The following is a 17878-nucleotide window of genomic DNA, read 5'->3' on the forward strand; positions in this document are numbered from 1 at the left end:
AGACCATGCGCGATTCGTCCTTGTCCTGCCGCCGGCAACGCGGTTTCACCCTGATGGAAATCATGGTGGTGATCTTCATCATCGGCCTGCTGGTGGCCATCGTCGCGCCCAACGTGCTCGGCAACCAGGATCAGGCCATGCAGCAGAAGGTGCGCGCGGATCTCGCCACCCTCGAGCAGGCGCTGGACCTCTACCGCCTGGAAAACCTGCGCTACCCGACCACCGAGCAGGGCCTGGCGGCGCTGATCGAAAAGCCCGTCAGCGAGCCGCTGCCGCGCGCCTGGCGTGCCGACGGCTACCTGCGCCGCCTGCCGAAGGACCCCTGGGGGCAGGCCTACCAGTACCGCTCGCCCGGACAGCACGGGCGCTTCGACGTCTATTCCCTCGGCGCCGACGGCATCGCGGGCGGCGAGGGCACCGATGCCGACATCGGCAACTGGAACCTGTGAAACGCCGCCGTGCCGCGGGCTTCAGCCTGCTGGAGCTGCTGCTGGTGCTGCTGATCGTCGGGCTGCTGACGGGGTTGTCGGTCGCCTGGCTGGCGCGGGGCGAAACCGCGGTGCCCGACGCGCTTGGCCGGCTGGCGCAGCGTGCCGCCAGCCTGGCCGAGGAGGCCCGCGACAGCGGTCGGTTGCTCGGGCTCGGCTGGTCGAACGGGGCGCCGGCGTTGCTGCGTCTGCACCCGAACACCGGCGGGACCGGCTGGCAGGCCGAACCGCTCGGCCTGGGCGACTGGCCGGAGGCGCTGCAACCGCGGCCGGCGGCCGAAGGCCGGCCGTGGGTGGTGTTCACCCCGACCGGCGTCGCGGGCGCGGCGCTGCTCGACTGGTCCTGGCCGCAGGGCGGCGAGCGTTGGCAGTGGGCCGGCGACGGCCAGCTGCGAATCGGTCCGCAGCCATGAACCGCAGCGCCGGCTTCACCTTGCTGGAGGTCATGGTGGCGCTGCTGATCGCGGCGACCCTGGCGGTGATGGTCGGCGGCGTGCTGCGTCAGCGCATCGACGGCCACCTGGCGGTACGCGACCACCAGTACGGGGCGCTCTGCGCGCGCGAGCTGCTGGCGCGCTTCGAGGTCGAGCAGTACTGGCCGATGCGTGACGAGGTGGGCGGCGAACTGCGCCAGGGCCCCGGCCTGTGCCTGTGGCAGCTCACGCTCGGTTACACGGGCGTGGCCAATCTGCGCCGCGGCGAGTTGATGCTGCGCGCCGAGGACGGTCGTCCGCTCGGCCAGTACAGCCTGTTCCTGCAACGACCATGATCGACCGCCAGCAGGGCCTGACCCTGATCGAACTGCTGGTGGCGATCGCCCTGACCGCCGTGCTCGGGGTGCTGGTCGCGGCGCTGGTCAACGGCTGGCTGCAGGTACGCGAGCGCCTGGGCGCCGCCGAGCGGCCGCCGGTGCTGGATTTCTGCCTGGCGCTCGAAAGCCGCTTCGACGGCCTTGCCCTGCGCCAGTTGTACGAGCAGCGCCTGCCGTTGCCGATGGCCTGGCTCGACTGGCAGCCCGACCGCCTGCAACTGCAGTGGACGGCCCTGACCGGCTGGCCGCCGGTTACCGAAGGCTCGCGCCTGCAGCGTCAGCGGCTGGTCTACCAGGCCGGGGACGCGCGACTGGCGCTGTACAGCAGCGACGACCTCTACGCGGCCGATCAGCCGCAATGGAGGCTGCGCGAACGCCTGGAAGAGGTCACTCAGCCACGCCTGAGCTTTCGCCAGGGCCAGCGCTGGCTGGCCTATCCCTCCACGGTGGCGGCGCAGCCCAACGCGGGCGTGCGGCTCGAATTCCTGTTTCGCGGAGACCCTTATGTCTGCACCTTCGCCCTGCCGGATACCCGGCCATGATTGAGGCCCTGCGGCGACACCTGGCCCGCCCGGCGGCGGACGACTGGCTGCTGCTGCGCCCGAGCGACGCCGGGCCGTGGCGCTGGCTGCACTGGCGCGCCGGGCAGCTGCTTGCCGAAGGCGACTGGCCGCCCGCGCGGCATGACGAGACGCTGCGCCGTGCGCTGCTGGTTCCGGCGACGGCGTGCAGCCAGTTCGAAGTGGCGGCGCCACCGGGCGTGCGCCCGTCGGAATGGCCGCTGTTGCTCGAGGACCGCCTGCTGCAGCCTCCCGAGGCGGTGCAGGTGACCTGCGTCGGCCGCCACGCTGGGCGCTTGCGTCTGCTGGTCGTCGAGCGCAGCCGGCTGACCGCCTGGCAGCAGGCCGCCGCCGAGCATGGCATGCGCATCGAGCGCTGCTGGAGCGAGTATCAGCTGCTGCCCGACATCGCGCCGGGGCAGGCGCTCGTCTGGCCGCGTGACGGTTACCGGTGCGTGGCGGGTCTCGACGAGGCCGGGTTGCCGTACTGGTTCGCCTGGCCGGACCCGCTCGGACCCTGGACCTCCGCCGACGGGGCGCAGGAACTGCCGCGCCAGGCGCCGGGTGGGCCCGGGCAGCCACTGGCGTCGCTGGCCGACCTGACACCTGGGCATCGGGCACGGCGCCCGTCGGCTTCCGGTCGGGGCCTGCGCCAGCTGGCCGCGCTCTGCGCCGTTTGCGCCCTGGCCTGGGGGCTGGCGCAGCTTGGCCAGACCTACCGTGAGGGCGAGCAGGGGCGTGTGCGCCTGGCCGAACGGCTCGGCGGTGTGACCACGCCGCCGCAGGCCGAGGCGCGCCTGCGGCGGCTGCAGCGGGACGACCAGGCGGCGGCGTTCCGTCAGCAGCAACTGGCCGCGCTGGGCTCGGCCGTTGACGCCTTGCTGGCCGCAGCGCCTGGCGTCCAGCTGGAAGCCCTCGGCTTCGACGGTCGTCACTGGACCCTGACCCTGAGCGGCGCCGACGGCTCGTTGAGCGACGGACGACGTTGGGATGCCCTCGGCGAGGCGCTCGGGATGACTGCGACCCTGGAGCAGGACGGCACGCAGCTGACTGCCCGCTTCGATCTGGATACAGGAGGCGACTCATGAGCCTGGACCGTTTGTTCAGCCACTGGCAGGGCCTGCCGCCGGCACGCCAGCGTCTGCTGGCCGTCGGCTGGCTGCTGGTGGCGCTGATGGCGGCCTACGTGGCCGGCCGCCCGTTGCTCAACGGCTGGCAGGACGCCCTGCGCTGGCGACAGCTGGCCATCGAGGCCCAGGCGCTGGCGCAGTCCCGCGCGCTGGTCGCCGACGACTGGGGCGCGCTGGGCCAGGCCAGCGGCGTAGTACTCACCGAAGTGCGCGAGGCCGATGGCGACTGGTCGGTGGAGGGCCGCCTGCCACGAGCCGGCGCCCTGGCGGCGTTGGTCGAGCGCGTGGTTGCCCAGGGCTGGCGAGTCGAGGCGTGGGCCGTGCGGCGCGATGCCGAGGGGTTCGCCTTCACCCTGGTGGCGCGGCCGGCCGGTCGGGAGCCGATGCGTTGAGGCCGGCGCTGCTCGTCTGGGCACTGGCGGTGTTCGTCCTGGTGGCGCTGGCCGGTGCGCCGGCCGCCTTCTGGTCGCGCTGGATACCCTGGCCGGAAGGCTGGGCGCCGCAAGCGGTCAGCGGCACCCTGTGGCGCGGCCAGGCCGAGCGGCTGGGTGCGCTGGCTCCGTTGCGCTGGCGGGTGCGGCTGGCCGACGGTCCGGCGCTCGAGGTGAGCGCCGGTGCCTTGCAGCGGGACTGGCATGCCGTCGTGCGCGGCTGGCCCTGGGCCTGGCAGGCGACGCTGGAGGATGGAGGGCCAGGACCGGCGAGCGGCGAGCTGGTTCGTCTGGAGGGTGCCTGGCAGGGCAGCGTGCTGGTGCGGGGGCAAGGCCGTCGTTGCGTGGCCGCCGAGGGCGGTTTGCACGCGCCACGGCTGGTCCTGATCGCCCCCTGGGGCATGCCGCTGGGACGAGGCGATCTGGAACTCGACTGCACGGGACCGCCTCGGTTGAACGCGCGCCTGGAACGCGCCGGGCATCATCGCTTCGCGCTGACGGCGTTGCGGGATGCGCGCCGCAGCGACCTGGCCGGCAGCGTCGAACCGGGCTCGGAACTGGCAGCGCTGCTCCGTCAGTTCGGCCTGATCGATGCCGGTCAGCAGCGTTTCGAGACGTCGATGAGCTGGTGAGGCTTCAGAACAGCCGTGCCAGCAGCGCCGGGACGGCCGTCTCGACGCGCAGGATGCGCTCGCCCAGTTGCACCGGCGCGAGGCCGGCGGCGGCGAGCTTTTCCACTTCATAGGGAATCCAGCCGCCTTCCGGGCCGATGGCCAGGGTCACCGGCTCGCTCAGGGCGCGAGGGCAGGGCGGATAGTCGCCGGGGTGGCCGGTGAGACCGAGGCTGCCGGCCGCCAGGGCGGGCAGGCGATCCTCGACGAAGGGTTTGAAGCGCTTCTCGATGATGACCTCGGGCAGCAGGGTGTCGCGGGCCTGTTCGAGGCCGAGCACGAGCTGTTCGCGGATCGCGGCGGGTTCGAGGAAGGGGGTCTGCCAGAAGCTCTTTTCCACCCGGTAGCTGTTGAGCAGCACCAGACGCGGCACGCCCATGGCGGCGACCGTCTGCAGCACGCGGCGCAGCATCTTGGGACGCGGCAAGGCGAGCAGCAGGGTGAGGGGGAGCTTGGCCGGCGGCGGCTGGTCGAGACTGATCTCGAGTTCGGCTTCCTGTTCGTCCAGGCGTAACAGGCGCCCTTCGCCCATCAGCCCGCCGAGCTGGCCGACCCGCAGGGTCTGCCCGACCTCGGCCTCGTGGACCTCGCGCAGATGCCTGAGGCGCCGGTCGCGCAGGACGACCCGGTCGCCCGCCACATGGTCGGCGGGCTCGAGCAGCAGCAGGTTCACGGGCGCGGTGCGGGCGGCTGGCTACCATTGGCCGCAGGGTCGGCCTCTTCGGCCTGCTGCTTCTTGGCCACCATGCTGCCGCAGATGACGCCCATCTCGAACAGCAGCCACATCGGCACGGCGAGCAGTGTCTGGGAGAAGACGTCGGGCGGCGTCAGCACCATGCCGACACCGAAGCAGCCGACGATGACGTAGGGGCGGCTCTTGCGCAGTGTCTGCACGTCGACGATGCCGACCCAGATCAGCAGGAAGGTCGCCACCGGGATCTCGAAGGCCACGCCGAAGGCGAAGAACAGCGTCAGCACGAAGTCCAGGTACTGGCCGATGTCGGTCATCATCGCCACGCCCTGCGGGGTCACGCTGGCGAAGAAGCCGAACATGATCGGGAAAACCACGAAATAGGCGAACGCCATGCCAGCGTAGAACAGCACGATGCTGGAGATCAGCAGCGGCACCGCGATGCGCTTCTCGTGCTTGTACAGCCCGGGCGCGATGAAGCCCCAGATCTGGTGCAGGATGACCGGCATCGAGAGGAACAGCGCCACCATCAGGGTGAGCTTGAAGGGCGTCAGGAACGGCGAGGCGACGCCCGTGGCGATCATGGTCGCGCCTTCGGGCAGGTAGGCGCGCAGCGGCGCGGCCACCAGGGCGTAGATCTGCTGGGAGAAATAGAACAGGCCGCCGAACAGCAGCAGGATCGCCACCACGCAGCGCAGGATGCGCTTGCGCAGTTCGGTCAGGTGGGCGACCAGGGGCATTTCCTGGTCATCGTTGGCTCTGTTGGTCATGGTTCAGGCGATCTGTCCGGACGTGGGGCGGGCGCGGTCGGTTCGGGAGCCGGTGCGACGTCTTGCGGCTCTGCCGGTTTGGTCTCGGGCGCGCTGGAAGGCGGCATGATGCTCTGCTTCATTTCCCGCTCGAGGTCGAGGATGCGCTCGTTGTGCAGCTGCCGGCGGATCTCGTCGGCCCCGATCTCCCGCTCGACCTCCGCCTTGATGGTGCTGAAGCTGCGCTTGAGCCGGCCGATCCACAGCCCGGCGGTCCGCGCGGCGCCGGGCAGGCGCTCGGGGCCGAGGACCAGCAGCGCCACCAGACCGACCAGCATCAGCTCGGTGAAACCTACGTCGAACATCGCGGCGGACCCCGGTTAGTCTTTCTTGACCGGCTCGTCGACCTTGCGGGCTTCGGCATCGATGGTGTGCGGACGCTTTTCCTCGACGCCGGGTTTCTCGTCCTCGGTGCCCATGGACTTGCGGAATCCCTTGATCGCATCGCCAAGGTCCGAGCCCAGCCCTTTGAGGCGCTTGGTACCGAACAGCATGACTACGATGAGAAGGACGATCAGTAGTTGCCAGACGCTAATGCCACCTAAACCCATGGTGATGTCTCCGGAAGATGAATCAGGTTTGCGGGCGCGCGGCTTTTTCCGCGTGCCCAGAGAGGCCGAAGCGGCGATCCAGCTCGTCCAGCACGGCCTGCGGATGCTGGCCGAGGGCGGCGAGCATCACCATGCTGTGGAACCAGAGGTCCGCGGTTTCGTATATCAGGTCGCTGCAGTCGCCGCTGCCGGCAGCGTCCTTGGCGGCCAGGATGGTTTCCACCGATTCCTCGCCGACCTTTTCCAGGATCTTGTTCAGTCCCTTGTGATACAGGCTGGCCACATAGGAGCTGTCCGGCGCCGCACCCTTGCGGGCCTCCAGTACCTCGGCCAGACGGGCGAGCGTGTCAGTCATGCGTATGTCCTGCATAGATGGCGTGCGGGTCCTTGAGCACCGGCTCGACGGTTTTCCAGTCGCCGTCCTGGTAGACGCGGTAGAAGCAGCTTTCGCGCCCGGTATGGCAGGCGATGCCGCCGACCTGCTCAACCATCAGGATGACCACATCGGCGTCGCAGTCCAGGCGCAGCTCGTGGAGCTTCTGCACATGCCCGGACTCCTCGCCCTTTCGCCATAGCCTGCCACGCGAACGTGACCAGTAGATGGCACGGCCTTCCTGCGCGGTCAGTTGCAGGGCTTCGCGGTTCATCCAGGCCATCATCAGCACCCGGCCGCTTTGCCAGTCCTGGGCGATCGCCGGCACCAGGCCGTCGTCGTTCCAGTTGATTTCGTCCAGCCAGTTCATCGCAATCTCCGCTAGAGGGCCAAGTGTGCCAGTGCGCTGCGCGGCTGGCTATCGGCGCACGACGATGAACAGGCCGGTCACCAGCATCACCCAGGCGGGCCAGGCAGCCGCGGCGGTGACGCTGTCGGCCCCGGCCGCGAGTGTCGCGCCGCTGCCGATCAGCACGGCCCCGATCAGCCGCAACGGCCAGCCGTGATGGCGCTCGCGCCACGGCGGCGGCGGGTTGTGGGCGTGCGGATGGGCCATGCGTTCGAGCAGCTCGCGGGTCATGCCGGCCAGGTGGGGAAGCTGTTCGATCTGCCCGTGCAGGTTCTTCACCAGTTGCCTGGGGCTCAGGCGCTCGCGCATCCAGCGCTCCAGATAGGGCTGGCCGGTCTTCCACAGGTCCAGTTCGGGATAGAGTTCGCGGCCCAGGCCCTCGATGTTGAGCAGGGTCTTCTGCAGCAGCACCAGCTGCGGCTGGACTTCCATGTTGAAGCGCCGCGCCACCTGGAACAGGCGCACCAGCAGCTGGCCGAAGGAGATGTCCTTGAGCGGCTTTTCGAAGATCGGCTCGCAGACGGTGCGGATCGCCGCCTCGAACTCGTTGACCTTGGTTTCGGCCGGCACCCAGCCCGAGTCGATGTGCAGCTGCGCCACTTTGCGGTAGTCGCGCTTGAAGAAGGCCATCAGGTTGCGCGCCAGATAGTCCTGATCCTCCGGCGTCAGGCTGCCGACGATGCCGCAGTCCACCGCGATGTACTGCGGGTCCCACGGCTGGCGGGTGCTGACGAAGATGTTGCCCGGATGCATGTCGGCGTGGAAGAAACTGTCGCGGAAGACCTGGGTGAAGAAGATTTCCACGCCACGCTCGGCGAGCTTCTTCATGTCGGTGCGCTGATCGGCCAGGGCCGCCATGTCGGTCACCGGAATGCCGTAGATGCGCTCCATCACCAGCACCTTCGGGCGGCAGTAGTCCCAGTACACCTGCGGCACGTAGAGCAGCTGGGAATCTTCGAAGTTGCGCTTGAGCTGGCTGGAGTTGGCCGCCTCGCGCAGCAGGTCGAGTTCGTCGTAGATGGTTCTGGCGTAGTCGTCGACCACCTCCACCAGATGCAGCCGACGCGCTTCGGTGGAGGCGCGCTCGGCGGTCTTGGCGAGCACGAACAGCCAGGCGATGTCCTGGGCGATCACCGGACGCAGGTTCGGTCGCACCACCTTGACCACCACTTCCTCGCCGCTGCGCAGCTTGGCGGCGTGGACCTGCGCGACCGAGGCCGAGGCCAGCGGCTTGCTGTCGAAGCGGGCGAACACCTGGCCCACCGGCGCGCCCAGCTGTTGCTCGATCAGCGCGATGGCCTTTTCCGAGCTGAACGGCGGTACGCGGTCCTGCAGCATCGCCAGCTCTTCGGCGATGTCCGGCGGCATGAGGTCACGGCGAGTGGACAGCAGCTGGCCGAACTTGATGAAGATCGGCCCCAGGCCTTCGAGGGCCAGCCGCAGGCGGGCACCGCGGCTGAGCGTGGTGCGCCGGCGCGGTATCCAGCGCCAGGGCAGCAGGTAGCTCGGCGCGCGCAGCCACCAGGGCATCGGCAGGTCGAGAATGATGTCGTCGAGGCGGTAGCGGATCACCACCAGCAGGATGCGGAACAGGCGGCGGGTGGCGGCGAACAGCTTCATTCTTCGGCGTCGTTGGCGGTAAGGGGATGGGCGAGGCGGCGGTGGCGGGCTTCGAGTCGATCGAGCCGCAGCTTGAGGTCGTCCAGTTCGGCGAAGCGTGCCTCGGCTTCGGCCTTGCCGACCAGGCTGCGGCTTTCCTCGGCCAGGTAGTCGGCCAGGTCGCGGCGCAGCGTCTCGATGCTGTTGCGCGTCCAGCGCGCCTGGCCGCGAAGGCTCGAGCCGACCAGCTGCGCGCCCACCGGGCCGAGCCACTGGGAGAGCGAGTATTCCCAGTCCAGGTCGAGGTCCTGCAGTACGTCGGCGAGGCTGGTCAGGGCGTGGGTGTCGCCTTCCAGCGTGACGTCATCGGCATGCAGCACGGCGGTCTTGTTGCGGCTGACGGCCAGTTGCAGCAGGCGCGAGGCCGGTGCGGTCAGCCGGCAATCGGGTTCGGCCGCCCAGTCCGAAGCCAGGCGCAGGCCCTGCTCGTCGGCGAGGATGAACAGGGTCAGCGTGGGTGTGCTGCAGCGTACCTCGATGACCTTGCCGGCAAGACGGCCCAGGCGCGGCAACGCCGTGCTGTCCATCCGCAACACGCGGTTGAGGCCGGTTTCGGCGCTGGCGAGCAGGGCGGCGCGCAACATCAGGGTTTGATACCGCGATGCAGGGCGACGATGCCGCCGGTCATGTTGTGATAGGTGACGCGCTCGAAGCCGGCCTCGGCCATCATCGACCTGAGCGTTTCCTGGTCCGGATGCATGCGGATCGATTCGGCCAGATAGCGGTAGCTGTCGGCGTCGTTGGTGATCAGCTTGCCCATCATCGGCAGCAGGCTGAACGAATAGGCGTCGTAGGCCTTGGAGAGCAGCGGATTGGTCGGCTTGGAGAATTCCAGCACCAGCAGTCGGCCGCCGGGCTTGAGCACGCGCAGCATGGAGGCGATGGCGTCCTCCTTGTGGGTCACGTTGCGCAGGCCGAAGGCGATGGTCACCACGTCGAAATGGTTGTCCGGGAACGGCAGCTTCTCGGCGTCGGCCTGGACGAACTTCACGTTGCCCGAAACGCCCTTGTCCAGCAGGCGGTCACGGCCGACCTTGAGCATCGAGGCGTTGATGTCGGCCAGCACTACCTCGCCGGTGGGGCCGACGATGCGCGAGAACTGGCGGGTCAGGTCGCCGGTGCCGCCGGCGATGTCGAGCACGCGGTTGCCGTGACGGGCGCCGGACAGCTCGATGGTGAAGCGCTTCCACAGGCGGTGCACGCCGGCGGACATGAGGTCGTTCATCAGGTCGTACTTGGCGGCCACCGAGTGGAAGACCTCCGCGACCTTCTGCGCCTTCTGGCTCTCGGGCACGCTCTGGTAGCCGAAATGGGTGATGCCGTCTACGTCTGGCTCTTTGCGGGGATCGGTCATGTCACTTTCACCGGAAGAATGTGCCGGCATTCTAAACCTAAAAGGCTGCGCTTTTGCCCCACCTCGCGCGTCGCCTTCGCCAAGCGGGCCGGCGCGCCTGTCGCTTGAGGAGCGGGGCGCGGCTTTTTGACCCGGGGAGGCGGCGCCTGGATCGGTGTCCAGCGTGAATCGCGGAGTGAGAGGCACGGCGGCGGGCGCCGAAGCGTGCAGGCGGGAGGGCGGGCGGTGAACGCTCGGGGCGCCGGGCGGACGGGACGGGGCACTGGCGCTCGGTGCCGAGCGCCAGACCTCATCAGGTCAGAGCATCAGCTTGACCGGGGATACCTGAGGGTCGCGGGACTTGCCGGCGGCGGCCAGCTCTTCGAGGTAGGCGGCCCAGAGCGCATCCTGCTGGGTGGCCAGCTTCTCCAGGTAGTCCCAGGTGAACAGCCCGCTGTCGTGCCCGTCGCTGAAGGTGAGCTTGAGCGCGTACTGGCCGGCCGGTTCGATGTGGGTCAGCCCGACGCCGAGCTTGCCGGTCTGCAGGATCGGGTTGCCATGGCCCTGCACTTCGGCCGAGGGCGAATGGACGCGCAGCAGCTCGGCACTCAGCACGTAGCGCTCGTTCGGCCCGTATTCGAGCTCCAGCGTCTTGGAGGCCTTGTGCAGCTTGATGGCGGTGGGGATGCGCATGGGCATGCTCCGTGTGAGCGGGAAGCTGGTGAACGCAGCTTCCGGCTGCTTTTAAAGGATGTACCGCGACAGGTCTTCGTCCTGGGCCAGCTCACCGAGGTGGCTGTTGACGTAGTCGGTATCGATACGGATCGGTTCGCCGTTCTGCTGGCCGGCCAGGTCGGCGGCGCTGAAGGATACTTCTTCCAGCAGCCGCTCGAGCAGGGTGTGCAGTCTGCGCGCCCCGATGTTCTCGGTCTTCTCGTTGACCTGCCAGGCGATCTCGGCGAGCCGCTTGATGCCGTCTTCGGCGAATTCGACGTGCAGCCCCTCGGTCTTGAGCAGTTCGCGGTACTGCTCGGTGAGCGACGCGTGGGGCTCGGTGAGGATGCGTTCGAAATCTTCCGGCGACAGCGCCTTCAGCTCGACCCGGATCGGCAGGCGACCCTGCAGTTCGGGCACCAGGTCGCTGGGCTTGGACAGATGGAAGGCGCCGCTGGCGATGAACAGGATGTGGTCGGTCTTGACCATGCCCAGCTTGGTGTTGACGGTGCTGCCTTCGATCAGCGGCAGCAGGTCGCGCTGCACGCCTTCGCGGGACACGTCGGCGCCGCTGGTGTTGCCGCGCTTGGCCACCTTGTCGATCTCGTCGATGAAGACGATGCCGTTCTGCTCCACCGCTTCGAGCGCGCGGGCCTTGAGCTCCTCCTCGTTGACCAGGCGGGCCGCTTCCTCGTCGCGGACCATCTTCAGCGCGTCCTTGATCTTGAGCTTGCGCGACTTCTTCTTGCCCTTGCCCATGCTGGAAAACAGGTTCTGCAACTGGCTGGTCATTTCCTCCATGCCGGGCGGGGCCATGATTTCCACGCCGGCGGGCGTCTCGGCCACCTCGATGTCGATTTCCTTGTCGTCGAGCTGGCCCTCGCGCAGGCGCTTGCGAAAGAGCTGGCGGGTATTGGAATCGTCACTGCGGGTCGGTTCCTCGCTGAAGCCCACCGGGCGGGCGGGCGGCAGCAGCGCGTCGAGGATGCGTTCTTCGGCGGCATCTTCGGCGCGGTGGCGCATCCTGTGGACTTCCTGCTCGCGCAGCATCTTCAGGGCGGCGTCGGCAAGGTCGCGGATGATCGACTCGACGTCACGTCCCACATAGCCCACCTCGGTGAACTTGGTCGCCTCGACCTTCAGGAAGGGCGCATTGGCGAGCTTGGCCAGGCGCCGGGCGATCTCGGTCTTGCCGACCCCGGTGGGGCCGATCATCAGGATGTTCTTGGGCGTGACTTCCTGGCGCAGCTCGGCAGGCAGCTGCATGCGCCGCCAGCGGTTGCGCAGGGCGATGGCGACGGCGCGCTTGGCGTCGTCCTGGCCGATGATGTGGCGGTTGAGTTCGTGGACGATCTCGCGGGGCGTCATGGACATGCGGGTACTCCGGAGCGGGAAACGGTTCTCAGGGCCGGTCAGACCGCGGAATCCAGCTCTTCAATGGTCAGGTTCTGATTAGTAAAGACGCAGATGCTGCCGGCGATGTTCAACGCGGCTTCGGTGATGTCCTGGGCCGACAGCGCGGCGTCGCCCTTCTGCATCAGCGCCATCGCCGCCGCCTGGGCGAAGCCGCCGCCCGAGCCCATGGCGATCAGATCGTCTTCGGGCTGCACGACGTCGCCATTGCCGGTGATGATCAGCGAGGCATCCTTGTTGGCGACGGCCAGCATCGCCTCGAGGCGGCTAAGGGAGCGGTCGGTGCGCCAGTCCTTGGCCAGTTCGACGGCGGCGCGCACCAGATGACCCTGGTGCTTCTCCAGCTGACCTTCGAAGCGTTCGAACAGGGTGAAGGCATCGGCGGTGGCGCCGGCGAAGCCGGCCAGGACCTGGCCGTGATAGAGGCGCCGGACCTTCTTGGCGTTGCCTTTCATGACGGTGTTGCCGAGCGATACCTGGCCGTCGCCGCCCATGACGACTTTGCCGTTGCGGCGTACTGAAACGATGGTGGTCAAGGTGAAATCTCCACGCAGCGGGGCGATGAATGCCCGAATGCCTGGGGATATGGGGACGCGGTCGGCAGGCTTCAAGGATGACGCCGTCATCCGGGTGCCTGCCGGCCCGGTCGGTTAGCGGCCCTGGCGCTGTTGCAGCAGCAGGTTCTTGTAACCGCTGGCGGCGAGGGTCTTCTGCGCCTGGGCGAGCTGTTCGCGGGTGCCGTACGGCCCGACCAGCACCCGGTGCCAGGTTTCGTTGTTGACGGTACCGGCTTCGACCCGCACGTCATTGCCGAGCAGGATGATCTGGGCACGGACGCGGTCGGCGTCTTCCTTCTTGCGGAACGAACCGGCCTGCAGGAAGTACTGGGTCACCGGCGCCTTAGCGACGGTCGGCGGAGGCGGCGGCGTCTGCCCGTTGAGCGCGGCCTCGGCGCGGGCGGCGTCGATCCGGGCGGCTTCCTCGGGCGTCACCGTCGGCGTTTGCGGAGCCGGCGGCGTGGCGTCCGGCGGCAGGATCACTTCCGACTCGGGCAACAGGGTGTAGAAATCGTACTTGGGCTTGGCCGGCTCCGGCTTGGCCGGCGTGGTGGCCCGCTTGGGCTGCTCCTTGGCGGTCTGTCGGGCGTCTTCCTTGACCCGTTTGACCTGGTCGTCACCGGGTTCGAGGGTGGTCAGGAACACCACGAAGGCCCCGATCACCAGCCCGCAGACGAGCCATACCCAGCCCGGGACGGGTTTTTTCGAGGGGGCTTGATAGCGACTGGCGCCGCGCTTGGGCGCGGCTCTCTTCTTTGCTGCCACTTACATCCGCTCCAGTGGTTCCAGGCCGAGCAGTTCCAGCCCCTGCTTGAGCGTGCGGCCGGTCAGGGCGGCCAGGCGCAGGCGGCTCTGCTTGCGGGTTTCGCTGTCTGCCGCAAGGATCGGGCAGTGCTCGTAGAAGCTGGAGAACAGTCCGGCGAGATCGTACAGATAGCTGCACAACAGGTGTGGGACGCCTTTCTCGCCGACGTTGTTGAGCACGTCGGCGAACTGCGCGAGCTTGGCGGCCAGCGCCTGCTCCTGTTCGGCCTCGAGCTGGATGTGGCCGCCGATCTCGTCCACGCCCTTGCCCAGCTTGCGGAACAGGCTGGCGACCCGGGTGTAGGCATAGAGCAGGTAGGGCGCGGTATTGCCCTCGAAACTCAGCATCTGCTCGAAGTTGAAGCTGTAGTCGCTGGTGCGGTGCTTGGACAGATCGGCGTACTTGACTGCGCCGATGCCCACGGCGCGGGCGATCTGGCGCAGCTCGGCCTCGTCGAGGTCGGCGTTCTTGCTCTTGACCAGCGTGTAGGCGCGTTCCTGGGCTTCGTCGAGCAGGTCGATCAGCTTGACCGTGCCGCCGTCGCGGGTCTTGAACGGGCGGCCATCGGCGCCGTTCATGGTGCCGAAGCCCATGTGCTCGAGCTGCATGCCCGGGTGCACGAAGCCGGCGCGACGGGCCACTTCGAACGCCATCTGGAAATGCAGCGCCTGGCGCTGGTCGACGAAGTAGAGCACCCGGTCGGCCTTGAGCACCTGGCTGCGGTAACGCATGGCCGCCAGGTCGGTGGTGGCGTAGAGGTAGCCGCCGCCGGCCTTCTGCACGATCACCGGCAGGGGGTTGCCTTCGGCGTTCTTGAACTCGTCCATGAAGACGCACTGCGCGCCGTCGCTTTCGCTGAGCAGGCCCTTGTCCCGCAGAGCGTCGACGATACCGGGCAGCTCGTCGTTGTAGGCGCTCTCGCCGCGTACGTCGGCGGGGCTCAGGCGGACGTTGAGGCGGTCGTAGACCTTCTGGCAGTGAGACAGGGAAATGTCGTTGAAGCGGTTCCACAACCGCAGGCAGTCGGCATCACCGGCCTGCAACTTCACCACCAGGGCGCGGGCCCGGTCGGCGAACTCGGCGCTCTCGTCGAAGCGCTTCTTGGCGGCGCGGTAGAACTCTTCCAGGTCCGCCAGCTCGCTTTGCGCCGCCACCGGGCGTTCTTCCAGATAGGCCAGCAGCATGCCGAACTGGGTGCCCCAGTCGCCCACGTGGTTCTGCCGGATCACCTCGTCGCCGAGAAACTCAAGAACTCGGCCCACGCCGTCACCGATGATGGTCGAGCGCAGGTGGCCGACGTGCATCTCCTTGGCCAGGTTCGGAGACGACAGGTCGATGACGACCTTCTGCGCCGGGCCGGCCTTGCGTACACCCAGGTGCTCGTCGGCCAGCGCGGCTTCGAGTCGTTCGGCCAGCGCGGCGCTGTTCTGGAAGAAGTTGAGAAAGCCCGGCCCTGCGATCTCCACCTTGGTGATTCCTTCATCGGCCGGCAGCGCGGCGATGAGCTTCTCGGCCAGATCGCGCGGCTTCATGCCGGCCGGTTTGGCCAGCATCATCGCGATGTTGCTGGCGAAGTCGCCGTGGCTCTTGTCCTTGGTGTTCTCCACCTGGATCGTCGGGGTCAGCCCCTCGGGCAGCACGCCTTCGCCGACGAGGCGGTTCAGGGCTTGCTGGATCAGGTGGCGGATGCTGTCTTTCATCGGATAAGGCCTTGCCTGCGGACGCGGTAAACCCTGCATTATAAAAGTAGCGGCAAGCTGCAAGCCACCCGCTTCAGGTAAAAGCGGAAAAGCGCGCCGGCGGGTTCCTGCCAGCTCCCGCTAAAAAAGGTCGATCGGGTCTACGTCCAGCGACCAGCGTACCGTGCGGCTGTCGGGCAGTTGCTCGAGCAGCGGCAGCCAGGCGGCCATGAGGCGATGCAGCGGAGCGCGTGCGCTGGACTGCAGCAGCAATTGCGCACGGAACCGCCCGGCGCGCCGCTCCATGGGCGCCGGTACCGGGCCGAGCAGTTCGACGCCGCCGAGCTGCAGCGCGCCCAGCAGCCCTTCCGCCTCGGCGCAGGCGTCATCGAGGAAGGCTTCCGCCTGGCCCGGCTTGTGGGCCTCGGCGCGCAGCAGCGCGAGGTGGCTGAACGGCGGCAGGCCGGCGGCACGCCGTTCGGACAGGGCCTGCTCGGCGAAGGCGAAGTAGCCCTGTTCGGTCAGTTGCACCAGCAGTGGATGGTCTGCCAGGTGGGTCTGGATGATCACCTGGCCCGGCTCTTCGGCACGCCCCGCGCGGCCGGCGACCTGCAGGATCAGCTGCGCCATGCGCTCGCTTGCGCGAAAGTCGGCCGAGAACAGGCCGCCATCGGCATCGAGGATGGCGACCAGGGTCACGCGGGGGAAGTGGTGCCCCTTGGCGAGCATCTGCGTACCGACCAGCAGGCAGGGCTCGCCCCGGTTGATGGTCCCCAGCAACTGGTCCATGGCGCCCTTTCGCGCGGTGCTGTCGCGGTCGACGCGCAAGACCGGGTAATCGGGAAACAGCACCGCCAGGCGCTCCTCGGCGCGCTCGGTACCGGCACCGACCGGTCGCAGGTCGACGTGCGCGCAACTGGGGCAGTTGCTCGGCGGACGTTCGCTATGGCCACAGTGATGGCAGCGCAGCTCGTTGTGGCGCTGATGCAGCGTCATTCGCGCGTCGCAGCGGGGGCACTGGCTGAGCCAGCCGCAGTCGTGGCACAGCAGTGTCGGCGCGAAGCCCCGGCGGTTGAGGAACACCAGCACCTGCTGGCCGGCCGCCAGGGTCTGCGCCATGGCCTGCTGCAGGGGGCCGGAGATGCCTGAATCCAGCGGGCGGCTGCGCACGTCGAGGCGGTGGAACCGCGGCGGCTTCGCGCCGCCGGCGCGCTCGGTCAGTTTGAGCAGGGCATAGCGGCCGCTGTGGGCGTTGTGCAGGCTTTCCAGCGAGGGGGTGGCCGAGCCGAGCACGATCGGCAGGTTTTCCTGCCGGGCGCGTACCACGGCGAGGTCACGCGCGTGGTAGCGCAGGCCTTCCTGCTGTTTATAAGAGGCGTCGTGCTCCTCGTCGATGATGATCAGCCCCGGGTTCTTCATCGGGGTGAACAGCGCCGAGCGGGTGCCGATGATGATGTCCGCCTCGCCGTCGCGCGCCGCCAGCCAGGCATCGAGGCGCTCGCGGTCGTTGACGTTGGAATGCAGCAGCGCGATGCGTGCGTTGAAGCGACGCTCGAAGCGGGCCAGCGTCTGCGGGCCGAGGTTGATCTCGGGGATGAGTACCAGCGCCTGCCTGCCCGCCGCGAGCACCTGGTGGATCAGCTGCAGGTAGACTTCGGTCTTGCCGCTGCCGGTCACGCCAGCCAGCAGGAAGGCCTGGTAGCCGCCCAGGCCCGCGCGTACCGCTTCGACGGCCAGGCGTTGCTGGGGGTTGAGCGGCAGTTCCGGCTGCAGCAGCCAGCTGCCATGGTGTTCGGCCGGCACATGGCGGCGCACTTCGACGCGCAGCAGTCCTTTCTGGCGCAGCAGGTCGAGGCTGTCCTTGCTCAGCTGCAGCTTCGCCAGCAGCGCATGGGCAACGCCATGGGGATGCTGGGCGATGGCCTTGAGCGCCTCGCGCTGGCGCGGCGCGCGTGCCAGGCGCGGGTCATCGATGCGCGCGCCCTCGGCCAGGTACCAGAAGCGCTCCTGGCGCGCTTCGGCCGGCTCGCCCTGGCGCAGCAGGGTCGGCAGGGCCCAACTGAAGGTGTCCCCCAGGCTGTGCTGGTAATACTGGGCGGTCCACAGGCAGAGCTTGAATAATGCCGTCGGCAGCGGTGGCTGGAGGTCGAGTACTTCCAACGCTGCCTTGAGCTTGGCCTCCGGCACTTCGCTCTGGTCTGCGATCTCCACCAGCACGCCGATCACCTCGCGCCTGCCGAACGGCACGCGCAGCCGCATGCCCGGTTGCAGTGCCGTATGCGGCACGCCATCCGGCGCCCGGTAGTCGAACAGTCGGCGCAGCGGCGAAGGCAGGGCGAGGCGTAGGATCGGGATGGGCACGCGAGCGGTCCTTGGGGGCGAGGCGCGATCTTATCAGCGAAGCCGGGCGCGGCGCAGAGGGCGTCGGCCGATCATCGCTGCGGCCCTTGCATCGTGCCCTTGCTCTGGTATCATCCGCGCCCTTAATCCGTGCGGTGCTCGACATAGGGTCGGGTGGCGGCACATCAGACGTGAGGATTCATCATGAAAGCCGATATCCATCCGAAGTACCAAGAAATCGAAGCCACCTGCAGCTGCGGCAACGTCATCAAGACCCGCTCCACGCTGGGCAAGAACATGAACCTGGACGTGTGCTCCGAATGCCACCCGTTCTACACCGGCAAGCAGAAAGTGCTGGATACCGGCGGCCGTATCGACCGCTTCAAGCAGCGCTTCGGCGTATTCGGCGCCAAGTAAGCTTGGGCCGAGACGAAAAGCCGATGGGCTTCTTCGT

The 17878-nt window shown here is 68.2% G+C and carries 23 protein-coding genes; 8 read left to right on the top strand and 15 right to left on the bottom strand.

Annotation, left to right across the window (positions count from 1 at the left end):
• Positions 1–5: 5 nt before the first annotated feature.
• Genes gspG through DN824_RS01040 form a run of 7 tightly spaced genes read left to right on the top strand, consistent with a single transcriptional unit; the run spans position 6 to position 4052 of the window.
• Positions 6–449, top strand: coding sequence for a type II secretion system major pseudopilin GspG (gspG, locus tag DN824_RS01010; RefSeq protein WP_138406528.1), 444 nt, complete (start codon positions 6–8; stop codon positions 447–449).
• Positions 446–901, top strand: coding sequence for a prepilin-type N-terminal cleavage/methylation domain-containing protein (locus DN824_RS01015; RefSeq protein WP_206666150.1), 456 nt, complete (start codon positions 446–448; stop codon positions 899–901). Before gspG ends, DN824_RS01015 begins: the two co-directional genes overlap by 4 nt.
• Positions 898–1257 carry a prepilin-type N-terminal cleavage/methylation domain-containing protein gene (locus tag DN824_RS01020; protein ID WP_138406529.1) on the top strand — a complete coding sequence of 120 codons (360 nt, stop codon included), beginning with the start codon at positions 898–900 and terminating at the stop codon, positions 1255–1257. The genes DN824_RS01015 and DN824_RS01020 overlap by 4 nt, the downstream gene beginning before the upstream one ends.
• Positions 1254–1841, top strand: a complete 588-nt coding sequence (locus tag DN824_RS01025; RefSeq protein ID WP_138406530.1) for a type II secretion system protein — start codon at positions 1254–1256, stop codon at positions 1839–1841. The genes DN824_RS01020 and DN824_RS01025 overlap by 4 nt, the downstream gene beginning before the upstream one ends.
• Positions 1838–2947, top strand: a complete 1110-nt coding sequence (locus DN824_RS01030) for a type II secretion system protein GspL (protein WP_138406531.1) — start codon at positions 1838–1840, stop codon at positions 2945–2947. Before DN824_RS01025 ends, DN824_RS01030 begins: the two co-directional genes overlap by 4 nt.
• Complete coding sequence (gene gspM / locus DN824_RS01035) at positions 2944–3381, top strand: type II secretion system protein GspM (protein WP_138406532.1); 438 nt, start codon at positions 2944–2946, stop codon at positions 3379–3381. Before DN824_RS01030 ends, gspM begins: the two co-directional genes overlap by 4 nt.
• Positions 3378–4052, top strand: a complete 675-nt coding sequence (locus DN824_RS01040) for a hypothetical protein (RefSeq protein ID WP_138406533.1) — start codon at positions 3378–3380, stop codon at positions 4050–4052. The genes gspM and DN824_RS01040 overlap by 4 nt, the downstream gene beginning before the upstream one ends.
• A gap of 4 nt (positions 4053–4056) precedes the next feature.
• Here DN824_RS01040 and DN824_RS01045 read toward each other — a convergent pair whose 3' ends face one another.
• From DN824_RS01045 to DN824_RS01115, 15 genes are all read right to left on the bottom strand, one after another.
• On the bottom strand, positions 4057–4764 hold the full coding sequence (locus DN824_RS01045) for a 16S rRNA (uracil(1498)-N(3))-methyltransferase (protein ID WP_138406534.1): 708 nt from the start codon (positions 4762–4764) through the stop codon (positions 4057–4059).
• Positions 4761–5552: a twin-arginine translocase subunit TatC gene (gene tatC / locus DN824_RS01050; RefSeq protein ID WP_138406535.1), complete on the bottom strand. Its 792-nt coding sequence runs from the start codon at positions 5550–5552 to the stop codon at positions 4761–4763. The genes DN824_RS01045 and tatC overlap by 4 nt, the downstream gene beginning before the upstream one ends.
• Positions 5549–5896, bottom strand: a complete 348-nt coding sequence (gene tatB, locus DN824_RS01055; protein ID WP_138406536.1) for a Sec-independent protein translocase protein TatB — start codon at positions 5894–5896, stop codon at positions 5549–5551. Before tatB ends, tatC begins: the two co-directional genes overlap by 4 nt.
• 15 nt (positions 5897–5911) lie before the next feature.
• Complete coding sequence (tatA, locus tag DN824_RS01060; protein ID WP_138406537.1) at positions 5912–6142, bottom strand: twin-arginine translocase TatA/TatE family subunit; 231 nt, start codon at positions 6140–6142, stop codon at positions 5912–5914.
• 22 nt (positions 6143–6164) lie between these two features.
• A complete protein-coding gene (locus DN824_RS01065) occupies positions 6165–6497 on the bottom strand; it encodes a phosphoribosyl-ATP diphosphatase (RefSeq protein ID WP_138406538.1) in 333 nt (110 codons plus the stop codon).
• Complete coding sequence (hisI, locus tag DN824_RS01070) at positions 6490–6885, bottom strand: phosphoribosyl-AMP cyclohydrolase (protein ID WP_138406539.1); 396 nt, start codon at positions 6883–6885, stop codon at positions 6490–6492. The genes DN824_RS01065 and hisI overlap by 8 nt, the downstream gene beginning before the upstream one ends.
• Positions 6886–6933: 48 nt before the next feature.
• Positions 6934–8544, bottom strand: coding sequence for a ubiquinone biosynthesis regulatory protein kinase UbiB (gene ubiB / locus DN824_RS01075; protein WP_138406540.1), 1611 nt, complete (start codon positions 8542–8544; stop codon positions 6934–6936).
• Positions 8541–9167, bottom strand: a complete 627-nt coding sequence (locus DN824_RS01080) for a ubiquinone biosynthesis accessory factor UbiJ (RefSeq protein ID WP_138406541.1) — start codon at positions 9165–9167, stop codon at positions 8541–8543. Before DN824_RS01080 ends, ubiB begins: the two co-directional genes overlap by 4 nt.
• Positions 9167–9937 carry a bifunctional demethylmenaquinone methyltransferase/2-methoxy-6-polyprenyl-1,4-benzoquinol methylase UbiE gene (gene ubiE, locus DN824_RS01085; RefSeq protein ID WP_138406542.1) on the bottom strand — a complete coding sequence of 257 codons (771 nt, stop codon included), beginning with the start codon at positions 9935–9937 and terminating at the stop codon, positions 9167–9169. The genes DN824_RS01080 and ubiE overlap by 1 nt, the downstream gene beginning before the upstream one ends.
• Before the next feature lie 297 nt (positions 9938–10234).
• Positions 10235–10609 carry a gamma-butyrobetaine hydroxylase family protein gene (locus DN824_RS01090; RefSeq protein WP_138406543.1) on the bottom strand — a complete coding sequence of 125 codons (375 nt, stop codon included), beginning with the start codon at positions 10607–10609 and terminating at the stop codon, positions 10235–10237.
• Between the two features lie 51 nt (positions 10610–10660).
• Entirely contained in the window at positions 10661–12004 is a 1344-nt protein-coding gene (gene hslU, locus DN824_RS01095; RefSeq protein WP_138406544.1) for an ATP-dependent protease ATPase subunit HslU, read from the bottom strand.
• A gap of 38 nt (positions 12005–12042) precedes the next feature.
• On the bottom strand, positions 12043–12579 hold the full coding sequence (hslV, locus tag DN824_RS01100; RefSeq protein ID WP_138406545.1) for an ATP-dependent protease subunit HslV: 537 nt from the start codon (positions 12577–12579) through the stop codon (positions 12043–12045).
• Between the two features lie 114 nt (positions 12580–12693).
• Entirely contained in the window at positions 12694–13365 is a 672-nt protein-coding gene (locus tag DN824_RS01105; RefSeq protein WP_138406546.1) for an SPOR domain-containing protein, read from the bottom strand.
• A complete protein-coding gene (gene argS, locus DN824_RS01110) occupies positions 13366–15105 on the bottom strand; it encodes an arginine--tRNA ligase (protein WP_138406547.1) in 1740 nt (579 codons plus the stop codon).
• Positions 15106–15225: 120 nt separating this feature from the next.
• Positions 15226–17445, bottom strand: a complete 2220-nt coding sequence (locus DN824_RS01115) for a primosomal protein N' (RefSeq protein WP_138406548.1) — start codon at positions 17443–17445, stop codon at positions 15226–15228.
• A gap of 183 nt (positions 17446–17628) precedes the next feature.
• Here DN824_RS01115 and rpmE point away from each other — a divergent pair, with 183 nt between their 5' ends.
• Positions 17629–17841 (top strand): 50S ribosomal protein L31, encoded by a 213-nt coding sequence (rpmE, locus tag DN824_RS01120; RefSeq protein ID WP_138406549.1) that lies wholly within the window; start codon positions 17629–17631, stop codon positions 17839–17841.
• Positions 17842–17878: the final 37 nt, after the last annotated feature.

The organism is Stutzerimonas nosocomialis (genome assembly GCF_005876855.1).
Lineage (GTDB): Bacteria > Pseudomonadota > Gammaproteobacteria > Pseudomonadales > Pseudomonadaceae > Stutzerimonas > Stutzerimonas nosocomialis.

What these genes read in the sequence shown, in the direction of transcription:
- DN824_RS01020 (WP_138406529.1), top strand. Translation starts at nt 898, where the DNA reads ATGAACCGCAGCGCCGGCTTCACCTTGCTGGAGGTCATGGTGGCGCTG.
- hslU (WP_138406544.1), bottom strand. Translation starts at nt 12,004, where the DNA reads ATGTCCATGACGCCCCGCGAGATCGTCCACGAACTCAACCGCCACATC.
- hisI (WP_138406539.1), bottom strand. Translation starts at nt 6,885, where the DNA reads ATGAACTGGCTGGACGAAATCAACTGGAACGACGACGGCCTGGTGCCG.
- gspG (WP_138406528.1), top strand. Translation starts at nt 6, where the DNA reads ATGCGCGATTCGTCCTTGTCCTGCCGCCGGCAACGCGGTTTCACCCTG.
- argS (WP_138406547.1), bottom strand. Translation starts at nt 15,105, where the DNA reads ATGAAAGACAGCATCCGCCACCTGATCCAGCAAGCCCTGAACCGCCTC.
- ubiE (WP_138406542.1), bottom strand. Translation starts at nt 9,937, where the DNA reads ATGACCGATCCCCGCAAAGAGCCAGACGTAGACGGCATCACCCATTTC.
- gspM (WP_138406532.1), top strand. Translation starts at nt 2,944, where the DNA reads ATGAGCCTGGACCGTTTGTTCAGCCACTGGCAGGGCCTGCCGCCGGCA.
- tatB (WP_138406536.1), bottom strand. Translation starts at nt 5,896, where the DNA reads ATGTTCGACGTAGGTTTCACCGAGCTGATGCTGGTCGGTCTGGTGGCG.
- DN824_RS01065 (WP_138406538.1), bottom strand. Translation starts at nt 6,497, where the DNA reads ATGACTGACACGCTCGCCCGTCTGGCCGAGGTACTGGAGGCCCGCAAG.
- tatA (WP_138406537.1), bottom strand. Translation starts at nt 6,142, where the DNA reads ATGGGTTTAGGTGGCATTAGCGTCTGGCAACTACTGATCGTCCTTCTC.
- tatC (WP_138406535.1), bottom strand. Translation starts at nt 5,552, where the DNA reads ATGACCAACAGAGCCAACGATGACCAGGAAATGCCCCTGGTCGCCCAC.
- DN824_RS01080 (WP_138406541.1), bottom strand. Translation starts at nt 9,167, where the DNA reads ATGTTGCGCGCCGCCCTGCTCGCCAGCGCCGAAACCGGCCTCAACCGC.
- rpmE (WP_138406549.1), top strand. Translation starts at nt 17,629, where the DNA reads ATGAAAGCCGATATCCATCCGAAGTACCAAGAAATCGAAGCCACCTGC.
- DN824_RS01025 (WP_138406530.1), top strand. Translation starts at nt 1,254, where the DNA reads ATGATCGACCGCCAGCAGGGCCTGACCCTGATCGAACTGCTGGTGGCG.
- DN824_RS01030 (WP_138406531.1), top strand. Translation starts at nt 1,838, where the DNA reads ATGATTGAGGCCCTGCGGCGACACCTGGCCCGCCCGGCGGCGGACGAC.
- ubiB (WP_138406540.1), bottom strand. Translation starts at nt 8,544, where the DNA reads ATGAAGCTGTTCGCCGCCACCCGCCGCCTGTTCCGCATCCTGCTGGTG.
- DN824_RS01090 (WP_138406543.1), bottom strand. Translation starts at nt 10,609, where the DNA reads ATGCGCATCCCCACCGCCATCAAGCTGCACAAGGCCTCCAAGACGCTG.